We start from the raw sequence: 26,804 nt of genomic DNA, 5'->3' as shown, positions 1-26,804 counted from the left end.
TAATGACTAATGACTAATGACTAATGACTAATGACTAATGACTAATGACTAATGACTAATGACTAATGACTAATGACTAATGACTAATGACTAATGACTAATTCAAAACCGCCTATATGGCGTGATAATCGTTTTTGGAACATTGCTTTGCAATTAGTTGCCGTATTTTTAGCAGCAGTTGTAGTAGTAATACTGTGGGGCAATCTTAACCGCAATTTGCGGCAATTAGGTATTCCGTTTGGTTTTGATTTTCTCAAGCAACAAGCATCTTTTGATATTGGCGAGACTCTGATTACTGACAAACCAACTGATACTTACAGTTATGCTTTGTGGGTAGGATTAATTAACTCCTTGCGGGTGGCGGTTGCTGGAATTTTTCTGACGACAATTGTGGGGGTAAGTGCTGGGGTTGCCCGACTTTCTGATAACTGGCTAGTGCGGAATATTGCTATGGTTTACGTGGAGGTTTTCCGCAATACTCCCTTACTGCTGCAATTGCTGTTTTGGTACTTTGCTGTTTTCCTAACTTTTCCCAAAACAGAAAATAAACTATCCCTTTGGGGTTTTATTGGCGTTAGTCAAAATGGCTTAGAACTCCCTTGGTTTACCTTATCCCCAGAGTTTTCAACTTTGCTGTTGGGATTAACTTTTTACACGGGTGCGTTTATCGCTGAAATTGTCCGAGGTGGGATTCAATCAGTAGCTAAGGGACAGTGGGAAGCAGCGCGATCGCTAGGATTAAAACCAGGGTTGGTGATGCGGCTGGTGATTTTTCCCCAAGCTTTGCGGGTAATAATTCCACCATTGACGAGTCAGTATCTTAATTTGACGAAAAATACAAGTTTAGCGATCGCCATCGGCTACCCTGATATTTATTTTGTCGCCTCCACCACTTTTAACCAAACGGGGAAAGCCGTAGAAGTGATATTACTGATTATGCTCACCTATCTCACCCTGAGTTTGATTATCTCTGTAGTTATGAATTTATTCAATCGCACCGTGCAAATTAAAGAGAGATGAGAAAAATGAGGGAGATGAGGAAGCTGTTGAGGGTGAAGGTTGAGCCTTTGAACTCGGAAGTTGAGCCTTTGAACTCGGAAGTTGCACCTCTGAACTCGGAAGTTGAGCCTTTGAACTCGGAAGTTGAGCCTTTGAACTCGGGAGTTGCACCTCTGAACTCGAAAGTTGCACCTTTGAACTCGGAAGTTGAGCCTTTGAACTCGGAAGTTGAGCCTTTGAACTCGGAAGTTGCACCTTTGAACTCGGAAGTTGCACTTTTGAGGCTAAAGATTGAACCTTTAAGAATGACTAATGACAAATCCTCAATTAACTTGGCTACGTAAAAACCTATTCAGTACTTGGTACAACAGTTTATTAACTGTTGTTTGTTTGATATTGCTGTTTTGGGTAGTACGAGGAGTTATAACTTGGGCAACTACTCAAGCACAATGGGCGGTAATTCAGGTTAATTTACGTTTATTTTTAGTTGGTAGGTTTCCGCAAACGCTATATTGGCGAACTTGGATTGTGCTCGCGATCGCTTCGACTTTAGGCGCTATAACTGGGGGTGTATTCTTTGGTAAACAACAGTTAACAAAGCGTAGAATTGCTTTGTTTGCTTTTATCATCGGCGTTTTGTTAGTCATTTCACTACTGGACTTTGCATTCCACCTCTGGTTACTGTTAATTGCAGTTTTGCTATTTGCAGGTTTTTGGGTTGGAGGAAAATTTACTAAGGTACTAACTTCTTGGCTTTCCCTATTATGGTTATTGTCTTTCCCGATAATTTTATGGCTAATTGGCGGTGGATTTGGATTGCAACCTGTATCTACAAATTTGTGGAACGGTTTGCTACTTACCCTACTAATGGCAGCAGTCAGTATTGTGCTTTCTTTTCCCATTGGGGTTTTACTTGCTTTAGGGCGCACAAGCAACTTGCCTGTAGTCCGTTGGTTTTCTATCCTCTACATTGAAATTGTTAGGGGAGTACCACTGATTGGAATTTTGTTCCTTGCTCAAGTAATGCTTCCCTTGTTTTTATCAGCAGATGTGCGTTTAGATCGGGTACTACGAGCAATTGCTGGACTAGTACTATTTAGTGCCGCTTACATGGCATAAAACGTGCGCGGTGGACTCCAATCAATTCATCGGGGGCAAATTGAAGCAGCGAAAGCACTAGGATTAAATACACCTTTGGTAGTAATATTAATTGTCCTACCTCAAGCCTTACGTAGCGTTATTCCTGCGATCGTTGGTCAGTTTATCGGCTTATTTAAAGACACTTCACTTTTATCTTTAGTGGGATTGGTGGAACTCACAGGTATTGCCCGTTCCATATTGGCACAACCACAATTTCTCGGTCGCTATACAGAAGTATATCTGTTTATTGGATTAATTTACTGGGTATTTTGTTACTCGATGTCGCTGGCTTCTCGACTATTAGAAAGACAATTAAGCCAGTAGTCAAATATCCTCATGAAGACAGTCATTAGTCCTTTGTAAATATAAATGACTAGTAAACGCGATCGCTGCGACCACTTGATGAAAATAGTAGACAGTAATTCTGGTAAAATTATTAAAAGTTTTTAGCATTAAGCTTTCAGATGAAATCATCCTTTCCTCAGACGATTGGGAGGATCTGTGGTATCAACAGAATCAAAATTTTCAAAGTCACAGCATCTTGCAACACGAATTTGAAACACTTGACGAACTGCCTAAATGTCTGGGACTAGGGTATTCTCTTAATTAAATAGAACTGTCATAAATTCTGCCAAAGAATTGACAGAGATCGCTGCATCCATCAAACTTTCTAATTGTTCCACACTCTCACTCTCCAACCTTACTGCTACTGAGGCTGAAACTTCACCAAAGCGTCGTTGCAATACCCGGATTAATTGCCGTCGCGCACCCTGCTGTACGCCTTGCTCAAGTCCTTGCTCAAGTCCTTGCTCAAGTCCTTGCTCAAGACCAAGTTGCTTACCTTCAGTCAGAATTTCTTGATCCCAAGGTGATTCTCGTAACACTGCCATATCCCACCTCATAATTTGTTGCACTAAAGGTGTCTCTAACACAAAGCTAGCAAAAAATGCCAGCAGTGATTCTAACTGGTTGAACTGGGCATCTGCTCGTAGTACCTGTAATGCGCGTTGCACAACAGATGCCTCTCCTCCGCCTCGCAATATCGGCACAAACGGTAATAAGGATGGTAATGGTTGCTGAAATACTATTTCAGCGTCCACCTCCCACAAATTAATCACGCGATAGTCTTGGATGGCACGTAATCCCAAAAATTATTGCTCGTAGCTATTGACAACCGTTAATGTGGCTGGAGGTGGCAAAATATTGATTAACACTGGGTAAGTTGGCAGTTGGTAACGCTCTTGTGCCAGGGCGGCATAAGCTCTCATGCGTAAAGGCATTTTTGCTGTGTAGCGCAACTGCAATTCGTTGAGTACCAGAAAATCCCCATGAGTGGTACTGTATGCCTTCACTAACACATCTGTTTCGCGGCTAATCCACTGAAACTCAGAACCCAAAATTTCTTTCGCCACGACTTACGGACGCTGAGTCACCCATTTTACCCATGCGTCGGGAGCGAGACTAATTAATCGCTTGCCACCTGTATCTGCTGCTTTTGGCACAGAATTTTTTGCTTAGTACTAGTCCTTAATAATACATCAACTGCAAAATTTCAGATCAGCAGGTTTGATAGAATTCTCGCAGTGTTTTAATTTGCTAGGTATTGTTAAAAATAAAATTCGGAGGTAAAAATCAATGACGACAGAACAAAAACCCATAATTATCGCCGAAGATGTTCAGAAGTGGTATGGCAAATTCCATGCCCTCCAAGGTGTAAGCTTAACAGTAAATCGCAAAGAAGTAGTAGTATTGATGGGTCCTTCTGGTTCAGGTAAATCTACGTTTATCCGCACATTTAATGCTTTAGAAGAATATCAGCAAGGAAGAATTGAAATCGACGGTATTACTCTCAGCCACGACTTGCGAAACATTGAAGCAATTCGGCGAGAAGTCGGAATGGTATTTCAGCAATTCAATTTATTTCCCCATCTCACAGTACTACAAAATATATCTTTAGCACCAATTTGGGTACGGCGATCGCAAAAGGCAAAAGCCGAAGAATTGGCAATGCAACTATTAGAAAGAGTCGGAATTTTAGAACAAGCGCAGAAATATCCAGGACAGTTATCTGGTGGACAACAGCAACGAGTAGCGATCGCTCGTGCTTTAGCCATGCAACCCAAAATTATGCTGTTTGACGAACCCACCTCAGCCTTAGATCCAGAAATGGTACGCGAAGTTTTGGATGTAATGCGAAATCTCGCCCGTGATGGGATGACAATGGTAGTCGTCACTCACGAAGTTGGATTTGCCCGTGAAGTCGCCGACCGAGTTATTCTCATGGATAGCGGTTCGCTTGTTGAGTCAGCCACCCCTGACATATTTTTCAGCAACCCCAAAGAAGAAAGAACACGCAAGTTTTTGTCACAAATTCTCTAGAAAATCTTTGATTAATCTAACTTTTGCATCCCACAACTTCGCACCAAGCTTGAGCAAAAAATCCATCTGGATGCTGACTCCATTCTCGTAAAGCACGGCTCATTGCTGTCAGCGATTGTTCATAAGTCCAACCTTTTTCCACAGCTTGATCGATATTTTCCGAAGCTTCGATTCGCAGTGCTAGATATTCTGCGATCGCACTCAGCGGCTCATAACATTGATAAGAAGCGGAAGCTTTGATATTAGTAAACCCAGTTTCCCGCAGCAAAGCGCGTAACTCTCTACCTACGTAAGGATTACCATTATTCTGCTGCTGGAGCCACTTGTAATAAGAAAGTGATTTGTCCAGTTCTGGTGTAGTAGGCGCAATCAGAAACCCACCCCAGTCAGGACTACGAAGCCCAATAATTCCCCCCGGTTTCAAAACTCGCCACAATTCTAGTAACGCCTGCACAGGTTCTTGAAGATGCTCAAACAGCGCATGGGAAAAGATTGCGTCAAATGAGTTATCTCTTAAGGGTAGAGCATATATGTTCCCCTCCAGAAAATTAGCATTACTGACAGCTTGGGTGAAAGCACTTTCAGTAGCAATCCGAATTTGAGAAACTTCTCGATCAATACCTGTAAGCGTACCAGGGGCGATCGCTTTTGCTAAACCCAAAGCGATCGAACCAGGGCCGCAGCCACAATCTAGCAATTTCATCCCTGGACGTAAATAAGGCTTGAAAAACGCACCATGAGTATCTAAATTGCGTTTTGCCATAAAATTCGTCGCATTGCTCGAATAGCCTGGAGTATACCTTTCTGGCATAACTTTGACTCCCTAAGATATCTGTATGAGTATTATAGGTAGGTAATTTTGAGATGTCCAATATATATTTATAGAGAATTGAAACTTATAAAATATCAAAAAAATGGAACTGCGACATCTGCGCTACTTTATTGCTGTCGCTGAAGAACTGCACTTTAGTAGAGCCGCCGAGCGATTGCACATTGCTCAACCGCCCTTAAGTCAGCAAATTCAGCAACTAGAGGTGCAATTGGGAGTACAACTGTTTCATCGCAAAACCAAGCGACAGGTGCAGTTAACGGAAGCTGGACAACTATTTTTGCAAGAAGCTTATCAACTTTTAGCTCAACTGGAAAAGGCAATTGAGCTAACCCAACGGACAGGAAGAGGTGAAAAGGGACTACTGCGAATTGGATTTACCAGTTTGGTAACTTACGATTTGCTTCCTGTAATTTTGCGACAGTTTCGAGAAGAGTTTCCAGAAGTAGAGTTGATTTTGCAGGAATTAACCACAACTCAGCAAGAGCAAGCGCTACAAGAACGTCGTATCCATGTAGGCTTTGCCCATCCACCGTTAGAAGACAACACACTCAATCAAGAGTGCATTCAGCAAGAAGCTTTAATTGTGGCTATGTTAGAAACTCATCCCTTAGCAGAACAAGAAAAGATTTCAGTGCGATCGCTAGTAAACGAAAACTTTATCATGTTCCCTCGCCACTTGAGCTTTGGACTTTACGATCAAATCGTGAGCCTTTGCCAGCAAGTAAATTTCAGCCCAAAAGTGACTCAAGAAGCGATTCAGATGCAGACAATTATTGGATTGGTGTCAGCGGGAATGGGGATTGCGATCGCACCGTCTTCATTGCAAAATCTTCAGAGGTCTGGTGTAGTGTATCGCGCTTTAGAAGAAATAACACCATTAGTAGAAACGGCTCTAGTGTGGCGGGAAGAAGATATGACGCCTGTTTTACGCGAGTTTCTGCAAGTTGTGAGAAGTTTCTGTGGTTAACTGATTAGTTATCTCCACGCCATGTAAAAATAATTTGTTCATCAGCTTGCCTAAACTCAATATTAAATTTATCAAATACAACTTCTCTTCCTAAAAGTAATTGCTCTCCACCTGTATTAGTTTGTAACCATGCCACAGCAGCAATAAAACTGTGTTCATCAATTGTCATTTCAACATTACGTAAAACATACTCAACTCTTCCGCCGATAGTTTCTGCTAATAGTTTGGATTCTGCATCAGCCAAAGCGTAGCCTAAATCTTGACCTACTTTTAAGGAAATTAAACTTAATTCAGCACCAGAGTCTACTAACATCGTTGTAGATATTTCTATATTTCTATGCTTTAGTTTTACATGATAATTTGGTTGCCAGTCATGCCGAGCAACTGTACGAAAGCGAATTGGTAAAATCTCGATAGAAGCAGTGCGGCGCGGAACTAAGTAAATTGAAAATATCTGCTTTGACGTTTCTGCTAATTCTAGAACTTCACGCAAGTTTTCACTGTGAGCGATTAAGCCATTAGCATTGTAAGCAATATATTGATTTTTATATAAATCTAATAACATCTGGCGATTCTGGTTTAACCACTTCAGCATTTGCTGGCTTTCATCGGCAGAGGGTGTTTTATTCATAGATTTTGCTGACAATTTCAGCCATTTTCTACCAGCTTGCCTTTTACTTATGATTGTATCTGCGATCGCTGTGCATCTTCTGGTTAAAAAAGAGCGATCGCCTGAGCTAAAATAATATCCCAGGCTCAATAATGGTTATTACTAATGACGATATTTACAAATCAAAATAATCAATCTTCTTCAATTTTATAAGTTTGTGGTTTAAAGACAATTTTTTCATATTCATCTAAGTCAACAAAAATTAAGTTCCCTTTTTCTACATTCTCTAAAGCTTTGAGTAGATGTTTTTTGTTTGTTTCTGATTTCAGAAGATAGGTAGTTTCGTCTTCTTCAGATGTTGGTTCAACTAGCATAATGACTTGTACGAAAGTTTTCGTATGTTTCTCAGTATATTGTAACTGTATCTGAGTCAGATGAATTGGAGTGATTGCTAATCCAAACATTTTGTTGACTAGCCCGATTCTCAGTTATTTACCTCAAGGCTTATTAGCAAACTCCCATTCTTCTACCGCGTAATCTGCTATCTCCTTATAGCATCTACCTATATAAATGTCACCATTACTTAATTTCTGAGTTTCCCGTAATGTTGCTATAAATGGTTTATTTTTACTACGCCAAAGAATATTTGATTTGTTAATTACATTTGTAATTGGGCTTTGTTTGTAACCTCCCCAACACCATTTTATTGCACGTTCTAGCTTTATCCCATCCCATTTACCTAATTGAGGGCTTCTACTTAAAAGATTACTTAACAGCGATTTAATTATTAACTGTGTGTATGTTTTCCTTCCGTGTAATTTTATAATTCTATTAAAGCCTATATTATTTTTTTGGTAATCTACATAAGCTGAGATTATGTTTTCTTTCGCTTTTTTGTTTATTGCGCTATTATTTAAAATTTGATTTATAAATTGAGCAAAAGTTATATTAGGATCTTGAATTAAAGGTAAAATCTCTTGAAGTTGCCGTAAGTAAATTTCTTCACTATTTGACATACTTCTTCCTTCATTATCTGCAATAATTAATTCAATAATATCCAAAAAATCATTTACTTTTCTCATCTCTACCTGAACTTTGAAATTAGATTTATCTTTATTCGATTTTTCCAGTAATTTCAGTAATGCAGTGACTCTATGCCTGCCTCCTATAATATAACTGTGTCGTATAGGATTATCATCATCATTATCATCTTCTCTTTCCAATTCTACGTATGCAATACTAGGTAATCTGAAAAATTTATTATATTTTTTCAAACTGTTCATAATATCGAGTAATCTTTTAGAGTTTTCTTCAATAAGAGCTTGATTAAAAGTTTTTTCAGTTCTTTCAAAAGCTTTTTCCAGTTTCTCCGCTGTCATTATTCCTATATATGGTTCATAACCTTTTTCATAACTTATCCAGTTTTCTTGATTTTGAGAAAAACTACTCATTATTTTTTCCTTGTAATTTTATTTATAAAAAATGATGAATTATATATTTTCTGTATTTACAGTTATAGTAACTTTGCATCGTTGTCTAGTGGTTGAATACTACCCACTAGCAGAAGATTGTATGTGTGTTCCTCTTTCGTTAAAGGTATTTAGCGCCGTTGCATAGCATGTTAGGGTCTTATAGGGCGTTGGGAAGCTGTTAGATAAGGCTGAGGCATTTACTTACAAATTCTCTTTAAAATAAACTCTTGTTCGCTGCCTGGTATTGCATACTTCCAATCTAAAGGCTCTTTATTATCTTCCTGGGTTAATACTTCGCCACTATCATTATAAAAAACAACGGTCAAGTTTTTGAAAGCCATTAAATCACAGCTAACGGCTTCATGGAAAATTACTGATTTTATATTGTCACTAGAGATTGTTTTATAGATTATTTTTTGCCAAAAGAATGCAGGTTTGCCATTAACTTTAATAATTCTGTCAACAAATGAAGCAAATTTATCGTTTTGATCTACAAAAACCCATTCGGCTTTGACTATTGTCGGAACAAATATAAAAGTAGATGTTATTGCTGCTATGGCTATTTTTTTTAACATACAAGTACTAAAACTATACTTCGGTTTTACCTACTAAGTGAAAAATATTGCAACAGTATAACTACTAAAACATCTGTAACATCGGTCAATAAATTCTGACTGATTGGAGTTCAAAACGTTGTAGGCTGTCGATTACAGGGTTTACAGTAAGCGTGATGAAAATAAATCGACACGGACGCGCTAAGGTATTAATGTAGTCAGAGATACAGAGATACTTGTGTAGTTTTCAGAGATGTCTAATGAATGAGTAAGGCGCTCGCTAATATGATCTAGTTCCTGCTCAAAACCGTGTTTCTACAGGCGTCGAATCCTCGTAAATTGGTGAAGGTCTTGTGAAGTAAAAAAAGGACGAACCCGAAAGTTCGCCCCTAACATAGTGTTATGCTGTTGCTAAATCCAAACCCAAATCTAAATCTTCGCTTCTTCTCTCACCAACTTATCCCAACCCAAATCTTTCAAATTATTATTTCGACGCAACGGACGAGTCACCAACTCTAACATGTCACGCGCATTCGTAAAGCCGTGAATTTGAGCAAAAGTGAACTCCACAGACCACTTAGTATTAATACCGCGTGCTTCCAACGGGTTAGCATGAGCCATACCAGTAATTACCAAATCTGGTTTCAACTCATAAATCCGCTGAAGTTGATTGTAATTATCCGGCTTCTCCACAATCCTTGGCAGGGGTGAATTCATTTCTTGGCAAGTTTTCTCCAACAGTGCCAACTCAGCAGCTTGATAGCGCTTATCCATGTAGGGAATGCCGATTTCGTGAACCGTCATCCCACACCGGATTAAAAATCTTGCTTGGGAAACTTCCAGCAAGTTATCACCCATGAAGAATACAGACTTACCGCGAATCAGTTTCACATAATCTTCCAAACCTGCCCAAATTTGGGCTTCCCGTTCATCCAAACCCTTGGGAGTAATACCGAACACCGAGCAGATTTTCTCAATCCAAGCGCGAGTGCCATCGGGGCCAATGGGGAAAGGTGCGCCAATGAGTTTACACTTGCGGCGACGCATTAAGGTGGTAGCTGTGCGGCTGAGGAAGGGGTTGACACCAGCGACATAATACCCTTCTTCCAGTACTGGCAGTTCAGTGAAGCGCTTCGCGGGTAGCCAGCCGGAAACTTTGATGCCTTGTTTCTTTAATTCCAAGGTTAACTGAGTAACTACGGGGTCGGGAAGGGAGCCAAAGAGAACCAGTGGTGGATGATCTACGTACTCAGATTCATCTTGAGCGACATCTTCTTTCTTCTTGCCGAAGTTGAGTAATTTAGCGATCGCATTGCGTTCATTTTTCTCTGTTTCCGCCACAGGAGCCTTATCAGGACAACGGTTAGCCATTGCTGCTAATACAGTGTCTTCCCCTTGCGTGAAGGCGTAATCTAGACCATTTGCCCGCGCTACAACGATGGGAATACCGATTTCGGATTCCAGCTTCGGTGCCAAACCTTCCAAATCTGTTTTGATAATTTCAGTGGTGCAAGTGCCAATCCAGACAATTACACTAGGATTGCGATCGCGTTTAATTTGCAAGCACAACCGCTTTAACTCTTCATAATCACTCAGCTGTGCCGAAATATCGCCCTCTTCCAACTCTGCCATTGCATAGCGGGGTTCAGCAAAAATCATCACCCCCATCGCGTTTTGCAAGAAGTAGCCACAAGTTTTTGTCCCAATCACCAAAAAGAAGCTATCTTCAATTTTTTGGTATAACCACGCCACGCAGCTAATTGGGCAAAAGGTATGGTAATTCCCAGTTTCACATTCAAAGTTTAAAGCTTCTGGTTGTTGAGCGACAGTCATTTTGGTTTTTTCTCCCCTTGATATTTAATGGCAGGTCAACCAATTCTAGATTTTAGATTGACGATTTTGGATGAAGACTGGGACAACAGAAGTATCGTATGTCTGACGACAATTTCCCTAATTCCTAATCCAAAACCCCAAATCTAAAACTTAAAATTGCGAGGAACGGCAATAATTAAGCGTTGGGGAAGAGACGGGCAATTTCTGATTCATCAAAAACGCCTGCTGGCAGTTCTTCCCCCAAAAAATCGTTACTTTCTTCAGCCTTTTGTAAAGCTGTTTCATCACCCCAGACATCTGATAACACGTCTTTAAACGCATTCTCATCTAGTGGACTATCCTCAAGCGCCTGGTCGTCATCCAGCTTTACTTCGTTTGCAGCTGTTGTATCGAAGGCAATTTCCCCAAACTCATCTGCTTCTAGACTAGAGATTTGGAGAGACTCATCTTTTGAGTCGTGTCCGTTGGATAAGGAAATATCGCCAAAGTCATTTTCGGTTTCCCCCAACTCGCTGATCCCCAGGCTTTGATCATCAGAATCCACTATTGCGAACTCCTGAACTACCGCCACCGACCCAAAGCCATTTGTATGAGAATGTGTCAATGTTTCATCTTCAAGCTTTTCGTCAATGATCGCTGTTGCTTCTTCTACGTATCTCTCTGGTTCTGGGTTGATTACAAAGCGGTTACCGAGAGCAAAATCTGGGTCAAAATGCAAATCCAGCACCTCAATCAGCGTATCGGCGTCAGGATTAAGTTTGGCAAAGGGCAACATTAACTGCGCTAGCTTTGGCTCTAGGGCGTTAACTACTCCCAGGATGAGGTAAGAAGGTGGTCGCTTCCCGCCATCAGGGGTGTACACTGATTCCACTTGCATGTGCAGGGTAATCCAGTCCCGATTGTTCTGGAAAAATTGCAACCACTTTTGCTTTAATGAATCTGTAAAGCTGTGAAAGAAAGCCATATTATTGTCCCCCATCCTGAGAACTTGGTGATTTATACAATCATCAAGTCTAGTTCCTCTTCTGAATTAGGAACCTGGGGTTTACCCGGATTTAGATAAAAATCGGACAACAAAGAGAACAGCTCACGATCTGGTGTATCGTTAGGTACAACACCTTCGGGACGCGCCAGAATTTGGTCAGCGATGTTGAGATAGTAATCGCAAACGTAGTCTAGGGAAGGATCTTGCTCTGCCATCTCAAACAAAGTCTTGCCTTTCACACGGGAAACACGGATATCTTCAATCAAAGGTAAAACTTCCAAAACTGGCATTGGCACAGCTTCTATATATTTTTCAATCAAGTCGCGCTTGGAGGTGCGATTGCCAATCAACCCAGCTAGACGCAGTGGGTGAGTTCGTGCTTTTTCGCGGACTGAAGCAGCAATGCGATTAGCAGCAAACAAAGCATCAAAGCCGTTGTCTGTAACAATCAGGCAGTAATCTGCATAGTTGAGTGGTGCTGCAAAACCACCGCAAACTACGTCACCCAGAACATCAAAGAGAATTACATCGTACTCATCAAAGGCGTTGAGTTCCTTAAGTAATTTCACGGTTTCGCCAACTACGTAGCCACCGCATCCAGCACCCGCAGGTGGTCCACCAGCTTCTACGCAATCAACACCGCCGTAGCCTTTGTAAATCACATCTTCCGGCCAGACATCTTCGTAGTGATAGTCCTTTTCTTGGAGGGTGTCGATAATTGTCGGAATCAAAAACCCAGTCAGGGTGAAGGTACTGTCATGTTTGGGGTCGCAGCCAATTTGCAGCACTTTCTTGCCACGTTTAGCTAGGGCGACTGATATGTTACAGCTAGTTGTGGATTTACCGATACCACCTTTTCCGTAGACTGCTAGTTTCACTTTTATTTGCCTCTTATAGCTTATTGTCAAACTTGTGGCTCAAACATTTGCCTTCACCTGTCCTGAGATGGCGATGCGTGAGGTCTGTTGATGTCATTATTGGGCAAATTACATAGAAAAGAAAGTGGACCTCAATCTGTAAATCGGTCTAATATCATGAATTAAAGCTTAATCATCCGTATTTGAAGTTTTATCAACCTTAAAGACCTTATTAGCTCTCAAAAAATTCAATAAACAGTTTTTATTACTTATTTTTATAAAAATAGTTACAAAATACAAAAGACTGGAATTGGCTTTTTTGAATGGTTTTCCTAGAATTAGCTGATGGTCATGCAACGTGTTTTCAGGGTATTGGGGCACAGGGTCAAGGGTAAAGAGAGGTATAGCCAGCACTATGCTAGAAATATCGGTGAAATATTGCGAGCAGATAATTTGGCAGTTTTCAGTCGGTAGCCAAGACCCTTTAATTGCTGCTTGAGAGTAAGTTAGTCTGTTTTTGTAAAAAATTATTAAATTGCCAAATATTGTCTAAGATTATTAAAATCTTTCGGCTGTGCCGATTAAAACCTCGTTTCTGGGTTATACCTAATAAATGCGTGTTATTGATCTGCTGCCGGCAGTGAAGAAGGGGGCAGCCCACTAATGGGCATTCCCAGTCAGTGACTGGGAACGAGGCAAATCAGGACACCTCAGTTTCAAGTTCCTGAATTTCTTGTAATGTTTGCCAGCCAGCTTGCCACTGGGAGTTATCTTGTAATAATTTGGCATTTATCCAGAAACGGACTTTAGGATCGCAAGCACAAACCATTTCGGCGTAAACCCACTTAGCTTGATTTTTCCGGTTGACAACTTGGAAGTGCCGCCAGCCATCAACTTTTTGCTGTGCTGTCCACTTAGAACCAACTAGGTAAGGAAATTTTTGTTTTTTAGTCATTTGTATATTAGTCATTTGTCATTGGGCATTGAGCATTGGGCATGGGGCATCGGTTATTAATTATTCTCCCCTGCTCCCCCTGCTCCCCCTGCTCCCCCTGCTCCCCCTGCTTCCTCATCCCCCTTATCCTCCCCCATCCCCAGTCCCCAATTAAGATGTCACTAAATCGCCGTTACGGGTAAACTTCTGACAATGCAACTCACTATCTTGCTGGACACATAGCGAAAACCATCTGATATGGCTCCAGCAAGTGTTAATGTTATTGTTAATTTTGCGCTTTTTCCTAGAAAGGCGTTGTCTTACGACTTCGTTAGGGCAAAGAATTTCTAACGTGCCCGTACCATCTTCATAATTGATGATCCGAAATAGACAGTCTTGCAACATAGCACGGCTGCTGCTGTCGAAGAACCGCTTAAATCGCTGTAGCTTTTCCCCTTCAGTCATTTGGCTGATGGGTTTCATTTTTAAGAAATCTTCATCCTCAAAGTCAAAGTTATCATCTTCAAAGTCGTAGGGGTCAATCATTTTCAGCATCCACTAGGCGACCTAGAATTATGGTAACTCTGTGTGGGGGCAGGGGAATCAGGAGATACGGAGATGGTTTTGTACCATTGACTTGAAAGTTGATGGAGTTTAACAACACCTTGCACTGCTGAGAATTAAAAATGATATTTACGATCGCGTACCCACATATTTATAGGTATCGCTTTACCTTGTGCATTCACTTTCACTTCCACTACTATCGGTTGCGGCTGTCCTGGTTTGATTGATCGGGCTTTAAAGATATCGTTGTTAATATCGTTCCGTTGATCCTCTGGGATGTAGTAAGTTTCTAAGCCATAAGTAATCGAATTATAGGCACTATATTGACCTTTTAAGGCTATCTGATTTGCAGCTAGAGAAGTTGGGACTTGTCCACTTACGCGCACAGGTTTCCAAGCTTGAGGAATTCCACCAGAGGATTTTTGCTCTTCCAAAATTATATACAAGTTGGTTCCCTGAGCCAAAGGCTCGCCTCGTTTGTCGGGAACAGGATTTTGCTTTACCAAATCTTCCCAACCAGGAAGTTTTTTTAAATTATCTATGCGAGAAATTTGATAATTTAGCGTCACAGAGTAACCGCGCAGCAAATCGTAAGGATCTACAGGTAGAGTTTGCAAAATAGCTGTTTTACCTGTAACAAGTGTGTAAACTGATTGGGCTGGTACTGCCAAGATGATCGCTGTTTGGATTAGCAGGGGAACTACAAACCGCCAAACAGCTATAGGCTTTTCTGAAGGTTCATTTTGCAAAGGTAATGCTTGATTAGTTTCCATAGGGGAGAATCAGAAAAATGAGTTTTAAGTATTGAATGAGCAGCTTTTTTAAATTCGTAAATTTCTTACATAAATTCTGCATAAAGATGCACTTGATATTTATTATTAAAGAAACCGCCAAAGATGCAAAGTAATATATGGTTCAAGTAATTAGTGCAATTTTACAGAGAATTTGTATTATGAACGATTATTATCAGAAGTTGATAAAACTGGTAAAGATGACAAATAACGTTCAAACCACAATCCGGCAAAAATTACAGCAATACCGCACAAAACAAAAATTAAGGATTTGAATAGTAAGGCGGTGTTGTACTCTAGCGTTCGGCTGATAATTTGTAGTGTTAATAATACTAGTCCACCCCAAAAATCGCGTCGTTGTCCTAACTCCAGCGCTTCGCGAATTAGTTCAAACCCTAACACTGCTAAAAGGACATTAAAAGCAAATATGGGAATGGCAGGAATCGGAGTAATAGCTTGATGAACGAAGATTAATAAAGCAGTTATGACAATCAAGCTGCCAATAAAGATTGTCTTGAAATCTATTCCTTGGCGTTCCATGTTGCCTGTTGATCGTAGCAAATGCCACCATTGCCACAGAGCTAAAACTGTGAAAATTGCCACATCAATAAAGGGTAGCGAAGTTGCTAAGTGACTATTTTGAAATTCAGTGTAATAAGCAACAGATGGATCTGACCATAACCAACGGAAAGACAGGTAGTAAAACGTGATGCTGAAAAACACCCTAGCTAGAGTCCTGGCAAAGGGCTGAAATAGCCTGGAAGAAACTCGCCAAAATAATAAGTCATCATAACTCCACAATAATGCTGGGGGGAGGGCAAAGGCGGCTATAGCAATCCAAGGTGGAGCATCTCTATATGTCAGAACTTGCAGCGACTGGAGATGAAATTGCCAGGATGTAACAAATGCGATCGCCGCAATTCTGAAAATCCAACGGGAACGACACCAGTAAGCTAAAGGTACAAACACTACACCTAAGAGTAGGGGCATATGTTGTATTACCAGCCGCGCCCATGTCAGCTCATTTTGTGAAAAGTACCCATCTAAGCATCCTATGGAATACCCGATTAGCACTAGGATCAGGGCAAGCATCCCCAAGGAAGCCAAGCGCAGACTGTAAGCCATTAGCAAAACAGCCAACCCCCAAATTAAGAACAGTTCGTAACTTGAACCGCTAATATGGAACATTTGCGCCAACAGCGCTATATTTGCGCCGATTGTCAACGCACCTAAAAGTAGCAAGCCTTCTCCGAAGACCTGTTGGCGGCGTTTTCGGCCTCTTGGGGAAATATTATTGCTTGCAGGTTGTCTCCACAAAATAAAACCAGCAATATTAGTTGTCAGAAATAAACTTAACAGTAGTGTTAACTTGGCTTCTCTATTCAAAGCTTGCCAGTTGGCAGCTACAAAAGTAATTACACCTAAGCCTAACAATGTTGCACCCACAGCGATCAAGATAAAAACGAAGCGATCGCGAGCGGCAGTTTCTAGATTATTAAATTGATACCTTTGTGCGAGTATTTGGTAAAAATCCGCATCAATAAGTCCTTCATCCTGCCATAGTTGCGCTTCTTGACGCAACTGGCGGCGAAAATTATCAAGTAACATGATTTTCTCTGAGGCTGTAAGCAAATGGAATGTGGGACAAGAACTATGCTCGTCAGATCAATGAAGCTAATTATACTTACAGTGTCGATCAACTGTTTTACGCAATACCGGCGTGAACGCACGCGGATTCTTCTATCTACGAAACGACTTGCTCTTTAAGGCGATCGCCTAATTCATTGCCTCAAACATCTCACGACTGCCTAGAAAGTACAAATAATGAATTTTTTTTCCACGAGCGGTAATACTACTACTCTATAAAGATGTAAAGACCGATCCAGCTAGTCGCCTCCATGTTTTTACAATGACAATATCAGAACAAAACTGATTCTTGTTCTGTATGCGATGGACACTTCGCCCAAAAAGTGTTCCCCCAAAGTTCTGATATCTGAAGACAAGCTGCCGTCCGGGCATGTCGGAAGTCGGCACTCAGACAACTCTGGGCAGCATTGTCTCATGGTTGGGCGTCTACGTTCCTCAAAAAAGCCTATGCAACCAACTAATTCAAATCAATTTACAGAAAAAGCCTGGGAAGCGATCGCCCATACTCAGGATATTGTTAAACAATATCAACAACAGCAGATAGAAAGTGAACACCTAATGAAAGCGCTGCTAGAACAAGATGGACTAGCCAACGTTATCTTTACTAAAGCGGGTGTTAACCTTCAAAAACTGCGTGATCGCACTGAACAATTTTTCCAACGTCAGCCGAAAGTGTCCGGTAGCAGCAGTTCTATCTACTTGGGACGTAGCTTAGATACACTTTTAGACCGAGCAGACGGATATCGCAAGGAGTTTCAAGACGAATATATTTCAATTGAACACTTATTGCTGGCTTACGCTAAAGATGACCGCTTTGGCAAAGGTTTATTCCAAGAATTCGGTTTAGACGAAGGCAAACTAAAAAATATTATTGAACAAATTCGTGGGAGCCAAAAAGTGACCGACCAAAATCCAGAAGGCAAATACGAAGCACTGGAAAAATACGGGCGTGACCTTACAGAAGCCGCGCGTAAAGGTCAACTTGATCCAGTGATTGGGCGAGATGATGAAATTCGTCGGACTATCCAAATTCTCTCTCGCCGCACTAAGAATAACCCTGTGTTAATTGGTGAACCGGGTGTTGGTAAAACTGCGATCGCCGAAGGATTAGCACAGCGGATTATTGCAGGTGATGTCCCTCAATCCCTCAAAGACCGCAAGCTAATCGCTTTAGATATGGGTGCTTTGATTGCAGGGGCAAAATTCCGGGGTGAATTTGAAGAACGTTTGAAAGCAGTATTAAAAGAAGTTACTGAATCTGGCGGGAATATTGTTTTATTTATCGATGAAATTCACACCGTTGTCGGCGCTGGTGCAACCCAAGGCGCGATGGATGCGGGTAACTTGTTAAAACCGATGTTGGCGCGGGGCGAATTGCGTTGTATTGGGGCGACAACCCTGGATGAATACCGCAAATATATCGAAAAAGATGCCGCACTAGAAAGACGCTTCCAGCAGGTTTATGTTGATCAGCCCAGTGTTGAAGATACTATTTCGATTTTGCGTGGGTTGAGAGAACGCTATGAAACCCACCATAGTGTGACGATTTCTGATAGTGCTTTAGTTGCAGCAGCCGTATTGTCGAGTCGATATATTAGCGATCGCTTTTTACCTGACAAAGCTATTGACTTAGTAGACGAAGCGGCTGCTAAACTGAAAATGGAGATTACCTCCAAACCAGAAGAACTCGACGAAATTGATCGCAAGATTCTGCAATTGGAAATGGAGAAGCTATCGCTGCAAAAAGAAAGCGATGCAGCTTCTCGTGAACGTCTAGGAAGACTAAAAAAAGAAATTGCCGATTTTAAAGAAGAACAAAGAACACTGAATACTCAATGGCAGTCAGAAAAAGATATTATCGATAAAATTTCGTCAGTTAAAAAAGAGGAGGAACGTGTTAACCAGGAAATTGAGCAGGCCAAACGTAACTACGAACTTGAAAAGGCTTCGACGTTGGAATATGGGAGATTACCCGATTTGAAGCGCCAAGTGGAATTAGCCGGAAGTGAACTAGCAAACGCCCAAAGAACTGGTAAATCTTTATTGCGTGAGGAAGTCACCGAATCTGATATTGCCGAAATCATTTCTAAATGGACAGGGATTCCGATCAGCAAGTTGGTGGAATCAGAGAAAGAAAAACTGCTGCATTTAGAAGATGAACTACACCGCCGCGTGGTTGGACAAGAAGAAGCAGTCACAGCTGTAGCAGATGCAATTCAGCGATCGCGGGCTGGACTGGCTGATCCCAATCGTCCCATCGCTAGCTTTATTTTCCTTGGGCCTACGGGTGTGGGTAAAACTGAATTGGCGAAAGCGCTGGCGGCGTATATGTTCGATAGCGAAGATGCGCTGGTGCGAATCGATATGTCGGAGTATATGGAAAAACACGCTGTCTCCAGGCTGATCGGTGCGCCTCCAGGATACGTGGGTTACGAAGAAGGCGGACAACTGACAGAAACGATTCGGCGGCGTCCTTACTCAGTGATTCTCTTCGACGAAATCGAGAAAGCACACCCCGATGTCTTTAATATCTTCTTGCAAATTCTCGATGATGGTCGCGTCACTGATGCCCAAGGTCATAAGGTGGACTTTAAGAACGCTATTATCATCATGACCAGCAACATCGGTTCGCAGTACATTCTTGATGTTGCCGGGGATAACGCCCACTACGACGAAATGCGCCGTCGAGTCATGGAGGCGATGCGGAATAGCTTCCGTCCAGAGTTCCTGAACAGAATTGACGAAATCATCATCTTCCACGGTTTAGATAAGAAGGAATTGCGGCAAATTGTGCTGTTGCAAGTGGAGAGATTACGCCAAAGACTTAGCGATCGCAAAATATCCCTCAAGCTCTCGAATATTGCACTTGACTTTTTAGCAGAAGTAGGATATGACCCAATATATGGGGCACGTCCACTGAAGCGAGCCATTCAGCGGGAGTTAGAAACTCAAATTGCCAAAGCCATCTTGCGCGGCGAATTCAACGACGGCGACACTATTTTTGTAGATGTGCAAAATGAGCGTCTTTCTTTTAGTCGCTTACCTGTTGAGGTGTTTACTAGCTAATTAAATTCATTAAAAACCTTCCGCAAAGACGCTAAGTTACACAAGAGCGCCTTTGCGTTTTTTTATGAAACTGTTCTGTGAATGGGGACAGGAAACTACTCACTTTGCTTTTGGTTCCAACAGTCGCATTTATTCAAGCAAAGCTAGAAATTTTTTGGAATGGATACCCAGACATTCATCTGTGAGCGACTGGCCAAAGAAGGCATTAAAATCATAATCCTATAACCCAGTTCATCGGGTTGACCAAACCAAAATTCCAAAATAGCTTTTGCCTGTGACATTGCTCTTACTGACTCTTACAAAGCTCTTGTCGCATTTTACGCATATTTGCAGGCAACTCGAAGTTCATTGCTTGTTGAATGAAAATTGATGGAATTGGAATAAGAGGTGTAGCTTGGACAGTATAAGCTAGCAACGTACCATTACCGCAATCTTTTAGTTCTAAATTGGCGTTAAAGTCCTCAAAAGTCCCTTTTACCATGCGAAATTGGATTTGCTGCCCCAGCACTTCCATGACGTTGAGGTAAATTTCAACTTGAGCGGTGAAAAAGAAAAAGGCTTTTTGTGCTGCTTGATACAGATGTTTAACTTCACCTCTGTACATCACTTCGCTTTTAGTGATATCGGGAAAATATTGCACCCACCGGGGATAATCAGTTAATTGCTGCCAGACTTGCGATCGCACCATCGGCAAATACATCCAGGCTGTCACCGCGCCACCCCAAGTCTTGTGCGATCGCGTTTCTACCAAAATTTCACCTTGTACCAGCAACCTTTGCTTGTCTTGACTCCAAGCCATATCTGAACCTGCAATAATTGAGTCTGAGATATAAGACGCAGACATAATGATTTTATTTACTCCTCAACTCATCCACCTAAATGGAGTTGAAACTACAAGCTATAAAACTTGATTTAGATTCAACCCACTAAATTTTAATTTAAGTGTAATGCTTATCTTTTCTGAGAATCGTGATTTTTTGGTAATTATTTCAGAAACTTTACTGTAAAAACTGTATTTCTTATCACAATTAACACAATTAATACTTAAATGAGTTTTCTCAGAGCAATATTTGTAGATGAAAAACTGAGTTGTTAACAGCTAGAATGGCACAAACACGACCTAATATCAAGCACCTTACCCCAACGTCTGGATAGCATCTCTCAATTTTTACGTGTTATTTCTGATGAAACTGCAACTTCATCGTAACTTCATATCTTATTGTCAATATCATGTGTAATCTCTGTTGAGTTGAGAGGAAAAGTAGGTGAGTCAATCTGATTTAAATCGTAGATTAATCCAGATTTTTGGTATCCTTCTCGGCATTAGTGTAGCCGTCTGGGTACTGAGAGGCTTTGGTATTCTCACTTTTATTCCAGGTGGAATAATTTGGCTACTATTACTAGGGGCGATCGCGATCGCGATTATCAGTTACGCCCAAAGGAGATGGTGGCGTATTTAATCTGATTTATGAAATAGTCATTAGTCACTGGTCACTTGTACTGAGCGTAGTCGAAGTATTAGTTATTAGTCAAAGATACAAGAGTTTTTGGTACATACCTCGCCCTTCCTGGGCGAAAAAAACTAATGACTACGGCCTAATTCAAGCCACGCCGACAAGGGACGTGATTTCTCTTGGACTATTGACTAATACTTCGACTACGCTCAGTACAAGTGACTAATGACTAATGACTCCGCGAAGCGGTTTGATTTTCATAACGTAGTCTCGTTTAAGAATTGTAGCCTGCTTGTTTTGACTCACTACCAAAAGTATTTAATAGTGAAGCAATGCCAACAATTTACTAGGGGAAACGAACATGGCAAACTATATATGTACTGTTTGCGGCTACGAATATGACCCAGAACAAGGCAATCCAGATAGCGGTATAGCACCGGGAACAGCTTTTGAAGATATACCAGATGATTGGTCATGTCCAGTTTGCGGTGTCACAAAAGACCAATTTGAACCAGCTGAAGAGTGAAGATAACCGCTAACCTAGTAAAGTACGTGCTATTAAGAAATTTTAGAACTTGCTACCGTTACGAATCGTAGTTATTGGGGGTGGGGCAGCGGGATTTTTTGGTGCGATCGCTTGTGCTAAAGCCAATCCTGATGCCCAAGTTACTTTACTCGAAGCCAGTCGCCAACCCCTAGCGAAAGTGCTAATTTCTGGTGGTGGACGCTGCAACGTTACTCACGCTTGCTTTGACCCTGAGGAGTTAGTCCAAAATTACCCCAGAGGTGCAAAAGCTTTGCGGGGTGCTTTGACTCATTTTGGGCCTGAAGATACAGTAGCTTGGTTTGCTGCTCACGGAGTATATCTAAACACTGAAGCTGATAGCCGGATGTTTCCTGTCACCAATACTTCAGAAACCATTGTGGAATGTCTGATTAAAGCGGTGGCAACATCTGGGGTAAAACTCCGTATCGGTACACCTGTAACTTCGGTGACCGCAGCAGATGGGGGGTTTGATATTTTTCTGAAGTCGGGAGATCCGATTAAATGCGATCGCCTACTTCTTGCGACCGGCAGCAGCCTTGCTGGTTATAAAATTGTCCAGGAGTTAGGTCATCAAATTGAACCGCCAGTACCCTCATTATTTACCTTCAACATTCTCGATCAAAAGCTGCGGGAATTAGCTGGAGTTAGTGTTAACCCTGTACAATTGCGGCTATCTGTGGGCGGAAAATCCCAATTACAACAAACTGGGCCATTGCTAATTACCCACTGGGGTTTGAGTGGCCCCGCAGTTCTGAAGCTTTCTGCTTGGGGTGCGAGAGTTCTGCACGAAAGCCGCTATCAAGCCAGATTATTGATTAATTGGCTGCCCCATTTGCAACAAGAACAAGTGCGAGAAAAAGTTTTAGCAGTTAAGGATGAATGGGGCAAGAAAGCGATCGCATTGCATCGCGGCGTTGATCTACCCCATCGTCTCTGGCAATATATCATCGCCCGTGCAGGAATTACCACAGAAGACCGTTGGGCAGGAATATCTAGTAAAACCTTAAATCAACTGGTGCAAGAACTTACTCAGGGACAATACTTAACTAACGGTAAAGGAGCCTTTAAAGAAGAATTTGTTACCTGTGGCGGTGTCCACCTCAAAGAAGTCAACTTCAAGACAATGGAAAGTAGGTTAGTTCCTGGTCTTTATTTTGCTGGAGAAATCTTAGATATTGATGGCGTCACCGGTGGGTTTAACTTCCAAAGTGCTTGGACAACCGGGTATTTAGCAGGCGTAGCAATGGCGAATAGCGATTAGTACAATCACAGAGAGACAGCTTAAGGGAGTTTTTAGTAAGGGCTTTAGTCTTTATTTTATAAGCACTAAAGCCCTTACTACGAACTTATTAAAATTAATATAGCAGACTTTTATAAGGTTTATTGCTAAAGCTTATTATCAAAAAGATAACTTGGAGTTTTTATCTTAGTCCCCTCTTTATCAAATATTCAACTTGTTCTACAAATTCCTCTATCCAATCCATCACAGATGTACTGGACTCTTTGATTGTGTCATTCTCATGTAGAAAATAAACAGAACAGTCATCTTGTCCATCGGCAATAATAAACCACGGATCTCCATGTAAGGCACAGATACAGAAAGCATTTTCAGGTAAGCGTGTACATTCTTCTCCCTCAGCAATGGACTCAAGGATAACCTCCTGCTGCCATTCATTCATTTTAATAAGTTGGTCAAAGTAAAACTCAGATTCCGATCCTCTAACAAGCTTTCCGGCACTATGCCCAAGTAAGCTTAAGATTTCCCTGTAAGTCCTTGGCAAAACTCCATATTTGCTCTCAATGTATGCAATTTCCTCTGAGGTACATCCTTGTAGCTCTTGCTCATTTTTTACTATTCCACTAGTAAACAAGCGCTCTCTTAATTCTTGGATATTATTAATCATTTCAAAACCTGGAACTTTCTAGATAATTAATAATCTCTATCTTAATTATTAATTATCTGGCTAGTACAAAGCGGCAAAAATAAAGCTACCATCCTTTGTAGATCAATTTTTAACACACCCAACAATGAAATTTAGCGAAATTCTCCGCCAATTTGGTGATGCAGCCACCAATCATAGCCTGACTAGCAACCCAGACCATGACCCAGAAATTACAGGGGTAGCAGCCATTGATGAAGCTAGCAACGGTACTCTCAGCTACGTAGAAAGTGCAAAATTTGGGTCTTTTATCGGCAACAGCAATGCTAGTGCTTTAATTTTGCCCCAGGACGAAAAATTACAGGCGCTTGCACAGGAGAATGGTATTGCCTGGTTAGCGACCCCAGATCCGCGATTATTATTTGCCAAAGCGATCGCACTTTTTTACCAGCCATATCGCCCCATCCCAGAAATTCATCCCACCGCTGTGATTCACTCCACCGCAAAAGTTGGTAGCGATGTTTACATTGGGCCCCATGCTGTGATTCAACAAGGGGTAGAAATTGGCAATGGCGCAATCATTCATCCGAATGTGGTGATTTATCCAGATGTTAAAATAGGCGATCGCACCACCTTACACGCCAATTGCACCATCCACGAACGCACCCACATCGGTGCAGATTGCGTCATTCACAGTGGTGCTGTCATCGGTGCAGAAGGCTTTGGTTTTGTTCCTACCCGGACTGGTTGGTTTAAAATGGAACAATCCGGCTATACAGTTTTAGAAGATGGCGTAGAAGTTGGCTGCAACAGTGGCATTGACCGCCCATCTGTTGGAGAAACACGCGTAGGTCGCAATACAGTAATTGATAGTTTAGTGCAAATAGGTCACGGTTGCAAAATTGGTTCTGGCTGTGCGATCGCAGGTCAAGTTGGCATGGCGGGAGGTGTTCAACTGGGAAATCGCGTTATTTTAGCTGGACAAACAGGAATAGTTAATCAAGTGAAGATGGGAGATGGGGCAATGACATCTGCTCAAACTGGAATTCACAACGATGTTGCACCAGGAGAAATTGTCTGCGGAACTCCAGCCCTTCCTTACAAACTATATCTCAAGGTATGTGCTGTTTATGGTCGCCTGCCAGATATGTATCAATCGCTAAAACAATTGCAACGTAAATTAAAAAATAGCAATGATTAATAGGAGCTAGTAAGTTAAAAGATAAAAGTAAAAAGAGAAGAAAGACTTAATAAGTTCTGTTTTGCCTTTTTACTTTTGCCTTCTGGCACTTGATTTGATAGAAGGATGAAATTAAAAGTGTGTAGGCGTAGCCCATCGGAAACATTGCCTACACATCAACTTAGATAATTGCCTACATTCTCATATTAATTTACCAAAATCAGTAATCTCTGCCTTGAACTCAACCACTGAATAGTAGCAACAAGCTATAGGAATCCGATTTAATTTTTGAACAAAATAAACAAAAACAGCAACATTCAAGCCTCTGAACTCGGAAGTTGAGCCTCTGAACTCGGAAGTTGAGCCTTTGAACTCGGAAGTTGAGCCTTTGAACTCGGAAGTTGAGCCTTTGAACTCGGAAGTTGAGCCTCTGAACTCGGAAGTTGAGCCTTTGAACTCGGAAGTTGAGCCTTTGAACTCGGAAATTGAGCCTCTGAACTCGGAATGTCCGGTTCAGAAGTTAAAATCCTAATTTTTCCAATACTGGCTTTGTGGAAACAATATGGCGTTCTAAACCCAGGTCTTTTGGACTAACCCCAAGTGCCAAAGCAATCAACTGGGGTAAATGCAACACTGGTAAACCTAGCTTCTGTTCAATCACCTTTTCCACCTCTGGCTGACGCGAATCTAAATTTAAGTGGCACAGTGGACAAGGCGTAACTATACAGTCAGCACCAGAAGTCAAAGCGTCCTGAATATGCATCCCCGCCATCTTGAAAGATTGGGTAGTGGCATAACTAGCCAGGGGCCAACCACAACATTGTGTCCGGCCTCGGTAATAAATTGGTGTTGCACCCACCGCCCGAAACATATTTTCCATCGCTTCCGGTTGGAACGGGTCATCATAGGGCATATATTTTTGGGCGCGGAGGAGATAACAGCCATAAAAAGCCGCACATTTTAATCCAGTTAACTTCCGGGTGACACGTTTGGTAATTTCCTCTAAACCGTAATCTGTTACCAAGGCGTAGAGGAGATGTTTAACCTCGGTGCTGCCGCGATAAGGTGAACAGCCTTCTTTGTGCAGCAAGCCATTAACCTGTTCAATGTAGGTAGGGTCAGAAGTCTGGCATTCTTTCAGGTGTTCGTTGACGTGACCGATAACACCTTGACAAGTACTGCAATGGGTAAGTAAGGGCAGATTTAATTCTTCTGCTAAGGCAATATTTCTGGCGTTGACTGTATCTTCTAGCAATTGGGAATCTTCTTTAAATGTGCCAGAACCGCAGCAAGCAGCTTTTTTAAGTTCAACCAGTTCAATACCCAGGGCTTGGGTAAGCGCTTGAGTTGACTGGTAAAGTTCCCGACAGGCCCCTTGGGCAACACAACCGGGGAAGTAAGCGTATTTCAGGGTGTGAGATAGCATAGAAATATGTTTGGGTTAGAGCGATCGCTCTAAACAATAACTGTTTTATCATCCCTTGTTAGCACCGAAGTTCTGATGTTTGACGTTCAACGACCCTTTAACCGTCTAGGTTCAAAGTCGCAGCATCTACATATTCTTAATTGCTAGCAAGGCTGTAAATACTGATAGAGACATTGTAAAAAATTTTAGCAATAATTGGAAAACCGAAGCATTTACACGGTATCGGCGATGGCGTAGCCTGCTCCATTGCCCAAGTGTTAAGAGAAAACTTACCCCATTCTTTTTAGAAGAAAGGTTTTCTAACAGAAAAACCCTTGGCAGTATGCGGGCGATCGCGCTTGACGATAAGATGTATATGCTCAAAACAATGTCTCCTCTAAAGAGCAGATCGTAGCAACTGGTTAAGGACTTTTATTATTTATGAGCCAAACGGAACTTTTTGAAAAGGTCAAGAAAATCGTCACCGAACAATTGAGTGTTGACGACCCTGCCAAAATCACACCCCAGTCCAAGTTTATGGACGATCTAGGAGCAGATTCCTTAGATACCGTTGAACTGGTGATGGCCTTGGAAGAAGAATTTGATATCGAAATTCCCGACGAAGCTGCCGAGCAGATTATATCGGTTCAAGACGCAGTAGATTACATCAATAACAAAGTTACCGCATCAGCTTAATTAGGAATTGGG

27 protein-coding genes and 2 pseudogenes are annotated in these 26,804 nt (G+C 41.6%); 12 read left to right on the top strand and 17 right to left on the bottom strand.

Annotation, left to right across the window (positions count from 1 at the left end; genetic code table 11):
- The first annotated feature begins 93 nt into the window (after positions 1-93).
- The 3 genes and pseudogenes from V7K85_RS07595 to V7K85_RS07585 all read left to right on the top strand — a co-directional run bounded on the left by V7K85_RS07595 (position 94) and on the right by V7K85_RS07585 (position 2,463).
- On the top strand, positions 94-1,020 hold the full coding sequence (locus V7K85_RS07595) for an amino acid ABC transporter permease (protein WP_334812336.1): 927 nt from the start codon (positions 94-96) through the stop codon (positions 1,018-1,020).
- A gap of 14 nt (positions 1,021-1,034) precedes the next feature.
- Positions 1,035-1,343, top strand: coding sequence for a hypothetical protein (locus V7K85_RS07590; protein ID WP_334812334.1), 309 nt, complete (start codon positions 1,035-1,037; stop codon positions 1,341-1,343).
- Positions 1,312-2,463 (top strand): annotated as a pseudogene (locus V7K85_RS07585) (amino acid ABC transporter permease). The gene V7K85_RS07590 and the pseudogene V7K85_RS07585 overlap by 32 nt, the downstream one beginning before the upstream one ends.
- A 278-nt stretch (positions 2,464-2,741) precedes the next feature.
- Here V7K85_RS07585 and V7K85_RS07580 read toward each other — a convergent pair.
- Positions 2,742-3,641, bottom strand: a pseudogene (locus V7K85_RS07580) (Rpn family recombination-promoting nuclease/putative transposase).
- 133 nt (positions 3,642-3,774) lie between these two features.
- Between V7K85_RS07580 and V7K85_RS07575 the strand changes: the two are divergent.
- The gene (locus V7K85_RS07575; RefSeq protein ID WP_334812332.1) at positions 3,775-4,518 is read left to right on the top strand and encodes an amino acid ABC transporter ATP-binding protein; all 744 of its coding nucleotides are present in this window, start codon (positions 3,775-3,777) and stop codon (positions 4,516-4,518) included.
- A 16-nt stretch (positions 4,519-4,534) separates the two neighbouring features.
- On the opposite strand, the gene V7K85_RS07570 is transcribed toward V7K85_RS07575, so the two are convergent.
- Positions 4,535-5,329 (bottom strand): methyltransferase domain-containing protein, encoded by a 795-nt coding sequence (locus V7K85_RS07570; RefSeq protein WP_334812329.1) that lies wholly within the window; start codon positions 5,327-5,329, stop codon positions 4,535-4,537.
- 103 nt (positions 5,330-5,432) lie between these two features.
- On the opposite strand from V7K85_RS07570, the gene V7K85_RS07565 reads away from it, so the two are divergent.
- Positions 5,433-6,317, top strand: a complete 885-nt coding sequence (locus V7K85_RS07565; RefSeq protein ID WP_334812327.1) for a LysR family transcriptional regulator — start codon at positions 5,433-5,435, stop codon at positions 6,315-6,317.
- A 4-nt stretch (positions 6,318-6,321) separates the two neighbouring features.
- Here the strand turns inward: V7K85_RS07565 and V7K85_RS07560 are convergent, their stop codons facing one another.
- The 11 genes from V7K85_RS07560 to V7K85_RS07510 form a co-directional block, all read right to left on the bottom strand.
- On the bottom strand, positions 6,322-6,948 hold the full coding sequence (locus V7K85_RS07560) for a retropepsin-like domain-containing protein (RefSeq protein WP_334812326.1): 627 nt from the start codon (positions 6,946-6,948) through the stop codon (positions 6,322-6,324).
- A gap of 170 nt (positions 6,949-7,118) precedes the next feature.
- Positions 7,119-7,391 (bottom strand): hypothetical protein, encoded by a 273-nt coding sequence (locus tag V7K85_RS07555; protein WP_334812324.1) that lies wholly within the window; start codon positions 7,389-7,391, stop codon positions 7,119-7,121.
- Positions 7,392-7,424: 33 nt separating this feature from the next.
- Positions 7,425-8,378, bottom strand: a complete 954-nt coding sequence (locus V7K85_RS07550; RefSeq protein WP_334812321.1) for a hypothetical protein — start codon at positions 8,376-8,378, stop codon at positions 7,425-7,427.
- Positions 8,379-8,596: 218 nt separating this feature from the next.
- Complete coding sequence (locus V7K85_RS07545; protein ID WP_334812320.1) at positions 8,597-8,974, bottom strand: surface-adhesin E family protein; 378 nt, start codon at positions 8,972-8,974, stop codon at positions 8,597-8,599.
- Between the two features lie 408 nt (positions 8,975-9,382).
- Positions 9,383-10,786, bottom strand: a complete 1,404-nt coding sequence (locus V7K85_RS07540; protein ID WP_334812317.1) for a ferredoxin:protochlorophyllide reductase (ATP-dependent) subunit N — start codon at positions 10,784-10,786, stop codon at positions 9,383-9,385.
- A 175-nt stretch (positions 10,787-10,961) separates the two neighbouring features.
- The gene (locus V7K85_RS07535) at positions 10,962-11,750 is read right to left on the bottom strand and encodes a DUF5331 domain-containing protein (RefSeq protein ID WP_334812315.1); all 789 of its coding nucleotides are present in this window, start codon (positions 11,748-11,750) and stop codon (positions 10,962-10,964) included.
- Between the two features lie 32 nt (positions 11,751-11,782).
- Entirely contained in the window at positions 11,783-12,649 is an 867-nt protein-coding gene (gene bchL / locus V7K85_RS07530) for a ferredoxin:protochlorophyllide reductase (ATP-dependent) iron-sulfur ATP-binding protein (RefSeq protein ID WP_012410753.1), read from the bottom strand.
- Between the two features lie 679 nt (positions 12,650-13,328).
- A complete protein-coding gene (locus V7K85_RS07525; protein WP_334812363.1) occupies positions 13,329-13,583 on the bottom strand; it encodes a TIGR02450 family Trp-rich protein in 255 nt (84 codons plus the stop codon).
- Positions 13,584-13,733: 150 nt separating this feature from the next.
- Entirely contained in the window at positions 13,734-14,108 is a 375-nt protein-coding gene (locus V7K85_RS07520; RefSeq protein ID WP_334812312.1) for a hypothetical protein, read from the bottom strand.
- 134 nt (positions 14,109-14,242) lie between these two features.
- Positions 14,243-14,899, bottom strand: a complete 657-nt coding sequence (locus tag V7K85_RS07515; RefSeq protein WP_334812309.1) for a GDYXXLXY domain-containing protein — start codon at positions 14,897-14,899, stop codon at positions 14,243-14,245.
- Positions 14,900-15,076: 177 nt separating this feature from the next.
- A complete protein-coding gene (locus V7K85_RS07510) occupies positions 15,077-16,525 on the bottom strand; it encodes a DUF2157 domain-containing protein (RefSeq protein ID WP_334812307.1) in 1,449 nt (482 codons plus the stop codon).
- A 486-nt stretch (positions 16,526-17,011) separates the two neighbouring features.
- On the opposite strand from V7K85_RS07510, the gene clpB reads away from it, so the two are divergent.
- Positions 17,012-19,630: an ATP-dependent chaperone ClpB gene (gene clpB / locus V7K85_RS07505; protein ID WP_334812305.1), complete on the top strand. Its 2,619-nt coding sequence runs from the start codon at positions 17,012-17,014 to the stop codon at positions 19,628-19,630.
- Positions 19,631-19,773: 143 nt separating this feature from the next.
- Here the strand turns inward: clpB and V7K85_RS07500 are convergent, their stop codons facing one another.
- On the bottom strand, positions 19,774-19,911 hold the full coding sequence (locus V7K85_RS07500; protein ID WP_334812303.1) for a hypothetical protein: 138 nt from the start codon (positions 19,909-19,911) through the stop codon (positions 19,774-19,776).
- 5 nt (positions 19,912-19,916) lie between these two features.
- On the bottom strand, positions 19,917-20,474 hold the full coding sequence (locus V7K85_RS07495; protein ID WP_334812301.1) for an SRPBCC family protein: 558 nt from the start codon (positions 20,472-20,474) through the stop codon (positions 19,917-19,919).
- A 421-nt stretch (positions 20,475-20,895) separates the two neighbouring features.
- Here V7K85_RS07495 and V7K85_RS07490 point away from each other — a divergent pair, with 421 nt between their 5' ends.
- From V7K85_RS07490 to V7K85_RS07480, 3 genes are all read left to right on the top strand, one after another.
- A complete protein-coding gene (locus V7K85_RS07490) occupies positions 20,896-21,090 on the top strand; it encodes a hypothetical protein (RefSeq protein WP_334812298.1) in 195 nt (64 codons plus the stop codon).
- A gap of 355 nt (positions 21,091-21,445) precedes the next feature.
- Complete coding sequence (rd, locus tag V7K85_RS07485; protein ID WP_334812296.1) at positions 21,446-21,610, top strand: rubredoxin; 165 nt, start codon at positions 21,446-21,448, stop codon at positions 21,608-21,610.
- Positions 21,611-21,659: 49 nt separating this feature from the next.
- Positions 21,660-22,892, top strand: a complete 1,233-nt coding sequence (locus V7K85_RS07480) for an NAD(P)/FAD-dependent oxidoreductase (protein WP_334812294.1) — start codon at positions 21,660-21,662, stop codon at positions 22,890-22,892.
- A 160-nt stretch (positions 22,893-23,052) separates the two neighbouring features.
- On the opposite strand, the gene V7K85_RS07475 is transcribed toward V7K85_RS07480, so the two are convergent.
- Positions 23,053-23,535 (bottom strand): SMI1/KNR4 family protein, encoded by a 483-nt coding sequence (locus V7K85_RS07475; RefSeq protein ID WP_334812292.1) that lies wholly within the window; start codon positions 23,533-23,535, stop codon positions 23,053-23,055.
- A gap of 124 nt (positions 23,536-23,659) precedes the next feature.
- Between V7K85_RS07475 and lpxD the strand changes: the two genes are divergently transcribed.
- Both lpxD and V7K85_RS07465 read left to right on the top strand, forming a co-directional pair.
- On the top strand, positions 23,660-24,712 hold the full coding sequence (gene lpxD / locus V7K85_RS07470) for a UDP-3-O-(3-hydroxymyristoyl)glucosamine N-acyltransferase (RefSeq protein ID WP_334812290.1): 1,053 nt from the start codon (positions 23,660-23,662) through the stop codon (positions 24,710-24,712).
- Between the two features lie 346 nt (positions 24,713-25,058).
- The gene (locus tag V7K85_RS07465) at positions 25,059-25,223 is read left to right on the top strand and encodes a hypothetical protein (RefSeq protein WP_334812288.1); all 165 of its coding nucleotides are present in this window, start codon (positions 25,059-25,061) and stop codon (positions 25,221-25,223) included.
- Here the strand turns inward: V7K85_RS07465 and V7K85_RS07460 are convergent.
- Positions 25,212-26,117, bottom strand: coding sequence for a CoB--CoM heterodisulfide reductase iron-sulfur subunit B family protein (locus tag V7K85_RS07460; RefSeq protein WP_334812286.1), 906 nt, complete (start codon positions 26,115-26,117; stop codon positions 25,212-25,214). The genes V7K85_RS07465 and V7K85_RS07460 overlap by 12 nt on opposite strands.
- A gap of 420 nt (positions 26,118-26,537) precedes the next feature.
- On the opposite strand from V7K85_RS07460, the gene acpP reads away from it, so the two are divergent.
- Positions 26,538-26,792, top strand: coding sequence for an acyl carrier protein (gene acpP / locus V7K85_RS07455; RefSeq protein WP_273768562.1), 255 nt, complete (start codon positions 26,538-26,540; stop codon positions 26,790-26,792).
- The last annotated feature ends 12 nt before the right edge of the window (positions 26,793-26,804 follow it).

It is taken from the genome of Nostoc sp. (genome assembly GCF_036917615.1).
Classification (GTDB): Bacteria; Cyanobacteriota; Cyanobacteriia; order Cyanobacteriales; family Nostocaceae; genus Nostoc.
Note: the sequence above shows the minus strand (reverse complement) of the source record. Positions and strands in the feature narration are given on the sequence as shown.

Excerpts from the sequence above, each read along its gene's own strand:
- V7K85_RS07540 (WP_334812317.1), bottom strand. The coding sequence starts at position 10,786 with ATGACTGTCGCTCAACAACCAGAAGCTTTAAACTTTGAATGTGAAACT.
- V7K85_RS07555 (WP_334812324.1), bottom strand. The coding sequence starts at position 7,391 with ATGTTTGGATTAGCAATCACTCCAATTCATCTGACTCAGATACAGTTA.
- V7K85_RS07515 (WP_334812309.1), bottom strand. The coding sequence starts at position 14,899 with ATGGAAACTAATCAAGCATTACCTTTGCAAAATGAACCTTCAGAAAAG.
- V7K85_RS07510 (WP_334812307.1), bottom strand. The coding sequence starts at position 16,525 with ATGTTACTTGATAATTTTCGCCGCCAGTTGCGTCAAGAAGCGCAACTA.
- V7K85_RS07475 (WP_334812292.1), bottom strand. The coding sequence starts at position 23,535 with ATGATTAATAATATCCAAGAATTAAGAGAGCGCTTGTTTACTAGTGGA.
- V7K85_RS07595 (WP_334812336.1), top strand. The coding sequence starts at position 94 with ATGACTAATTCAAAACCGCCTATATGGCGTGATAATCGTTTTTGGAAC.
- V7K85_RS07565 (WP_334812327.1), top strand. The coding sequence starts at position 5,433 with ATGGAACTGCGACATCTGCGCTACTTTATTGCTGTCGCTGAAGAACTG.
- V7K85_RS07535 (WP_334812315.1), bottom strand. The coding sequence starts at position 11,750 with ATGGCTTTCTTTCACAGCTTTACAGATTCATTAAAGCAAAAGTGGTTG.
- V7K85_RS07550 (WP_334812321.1), bottom strand. The coding sequence starts at position 8,378 with ATGAGTAGTTTTTCTCAAAATCAAGAAAACTGGATAAGTTATGAAAAA.
- V7K85_RS07495 (WP_334812301.1), bottom strand. The coding sequence starts at position 20,474 with ATGTCTGCGTCTTATATCTCAGACTCAATTATTGCAGGTTCAGATATG.
- clpB (WP_334812305.1), top strand. The coding sequence starts at position 17,012 with ATGCAACCAACTAATTCAAATCAATTTACAGAAAAAGCCTGGGAAGCG.
- V7K85_RS07545 (WP_334812320.1), bottom strand. The coding sequence starts at position 8,974 with ATGTTAAAAAAAATAGCCATAGCAGCAATAACATCTACTTTTATATTT.
- V7K85_RS07525 (WP_334812363.1), bottom strand. The coding sequence starts at position 13,583 with ATGACTAAAAAACAAAAATTTCCTTACCTAGTTGGTTCTAAGTGGACA.
- lpxD (WP_334812290.1), top strand. The coding sequence starts at position 23,660 with ATGAAATTTAGCGAAATTCTCCGCCAATTTGGTGATGCAGCCACCAAT.
- V7K85_RS07590 (WP_334812334.1), top strand. The coding sequence starts at position 1,035 with ATGAGGAAGCTGTTGAGGGTGAAGGTTGAGCCTTTGAACTCGGAAGTT.
- V7K85_RS07575 (WP_334812332.1), top strand. The coding sequence starts at position 3,775 with ATGACGACAGAACAAAAACCCATAATTATCGCCGAAGATGTTCAGAAG.
- V7K85_RS07500 (WP_334812303.1), bottom strand. The coding sequence starts at position 19,911 with ATGTCACAGGCAAAAGCTATTTTGGAATTTTGGTTTGGTCAACCCGAT.
- V7K85_RS07520 (WP_334812312.1), bottom strand. The coding sequence starts at position 14,108 with ATGATTGACCCCTACGACTTTGAAGATGATAACTTTGACTTTGAGGAT.
- V7K85_RS07570 (WP_334812329.1), bottom strand. The coding sequence starts at position 5,329 with ATGCCAGAAAGGTATACTCCAGGCTATTCGAGCAATGCGACGAATTTT.
- V7K85_RS07560 (WP_334812326.1), bottom strand. The coding sequence starts at position 6,948 with ATGAATAAAACACCCTCTGCCGATGAAAGCCAGCAAATGCTGAAGTGG.
- V7K85_RS07460 (WP_334812286.1), bottom strand. The coding sequence starts at position 26,117 with ATGCTATCTCACACCCTGAAATACGCTTACTTCCCCGGTTGTGTTGCC.
- acpP (WP_273768562.1), top strand. The coding sequence starts at position 26,538 with ATGAGCCAAACGGAACTTTTTGAAAAGGTCAAGAAAATCGTCACCGAA.
- rd (WP_334812296.1), top strand. The coding sequence starts at position 21,446 with ATGGCAAACTATATATGTACTGTTTGCGGCTACGAATATGACCCAGAA.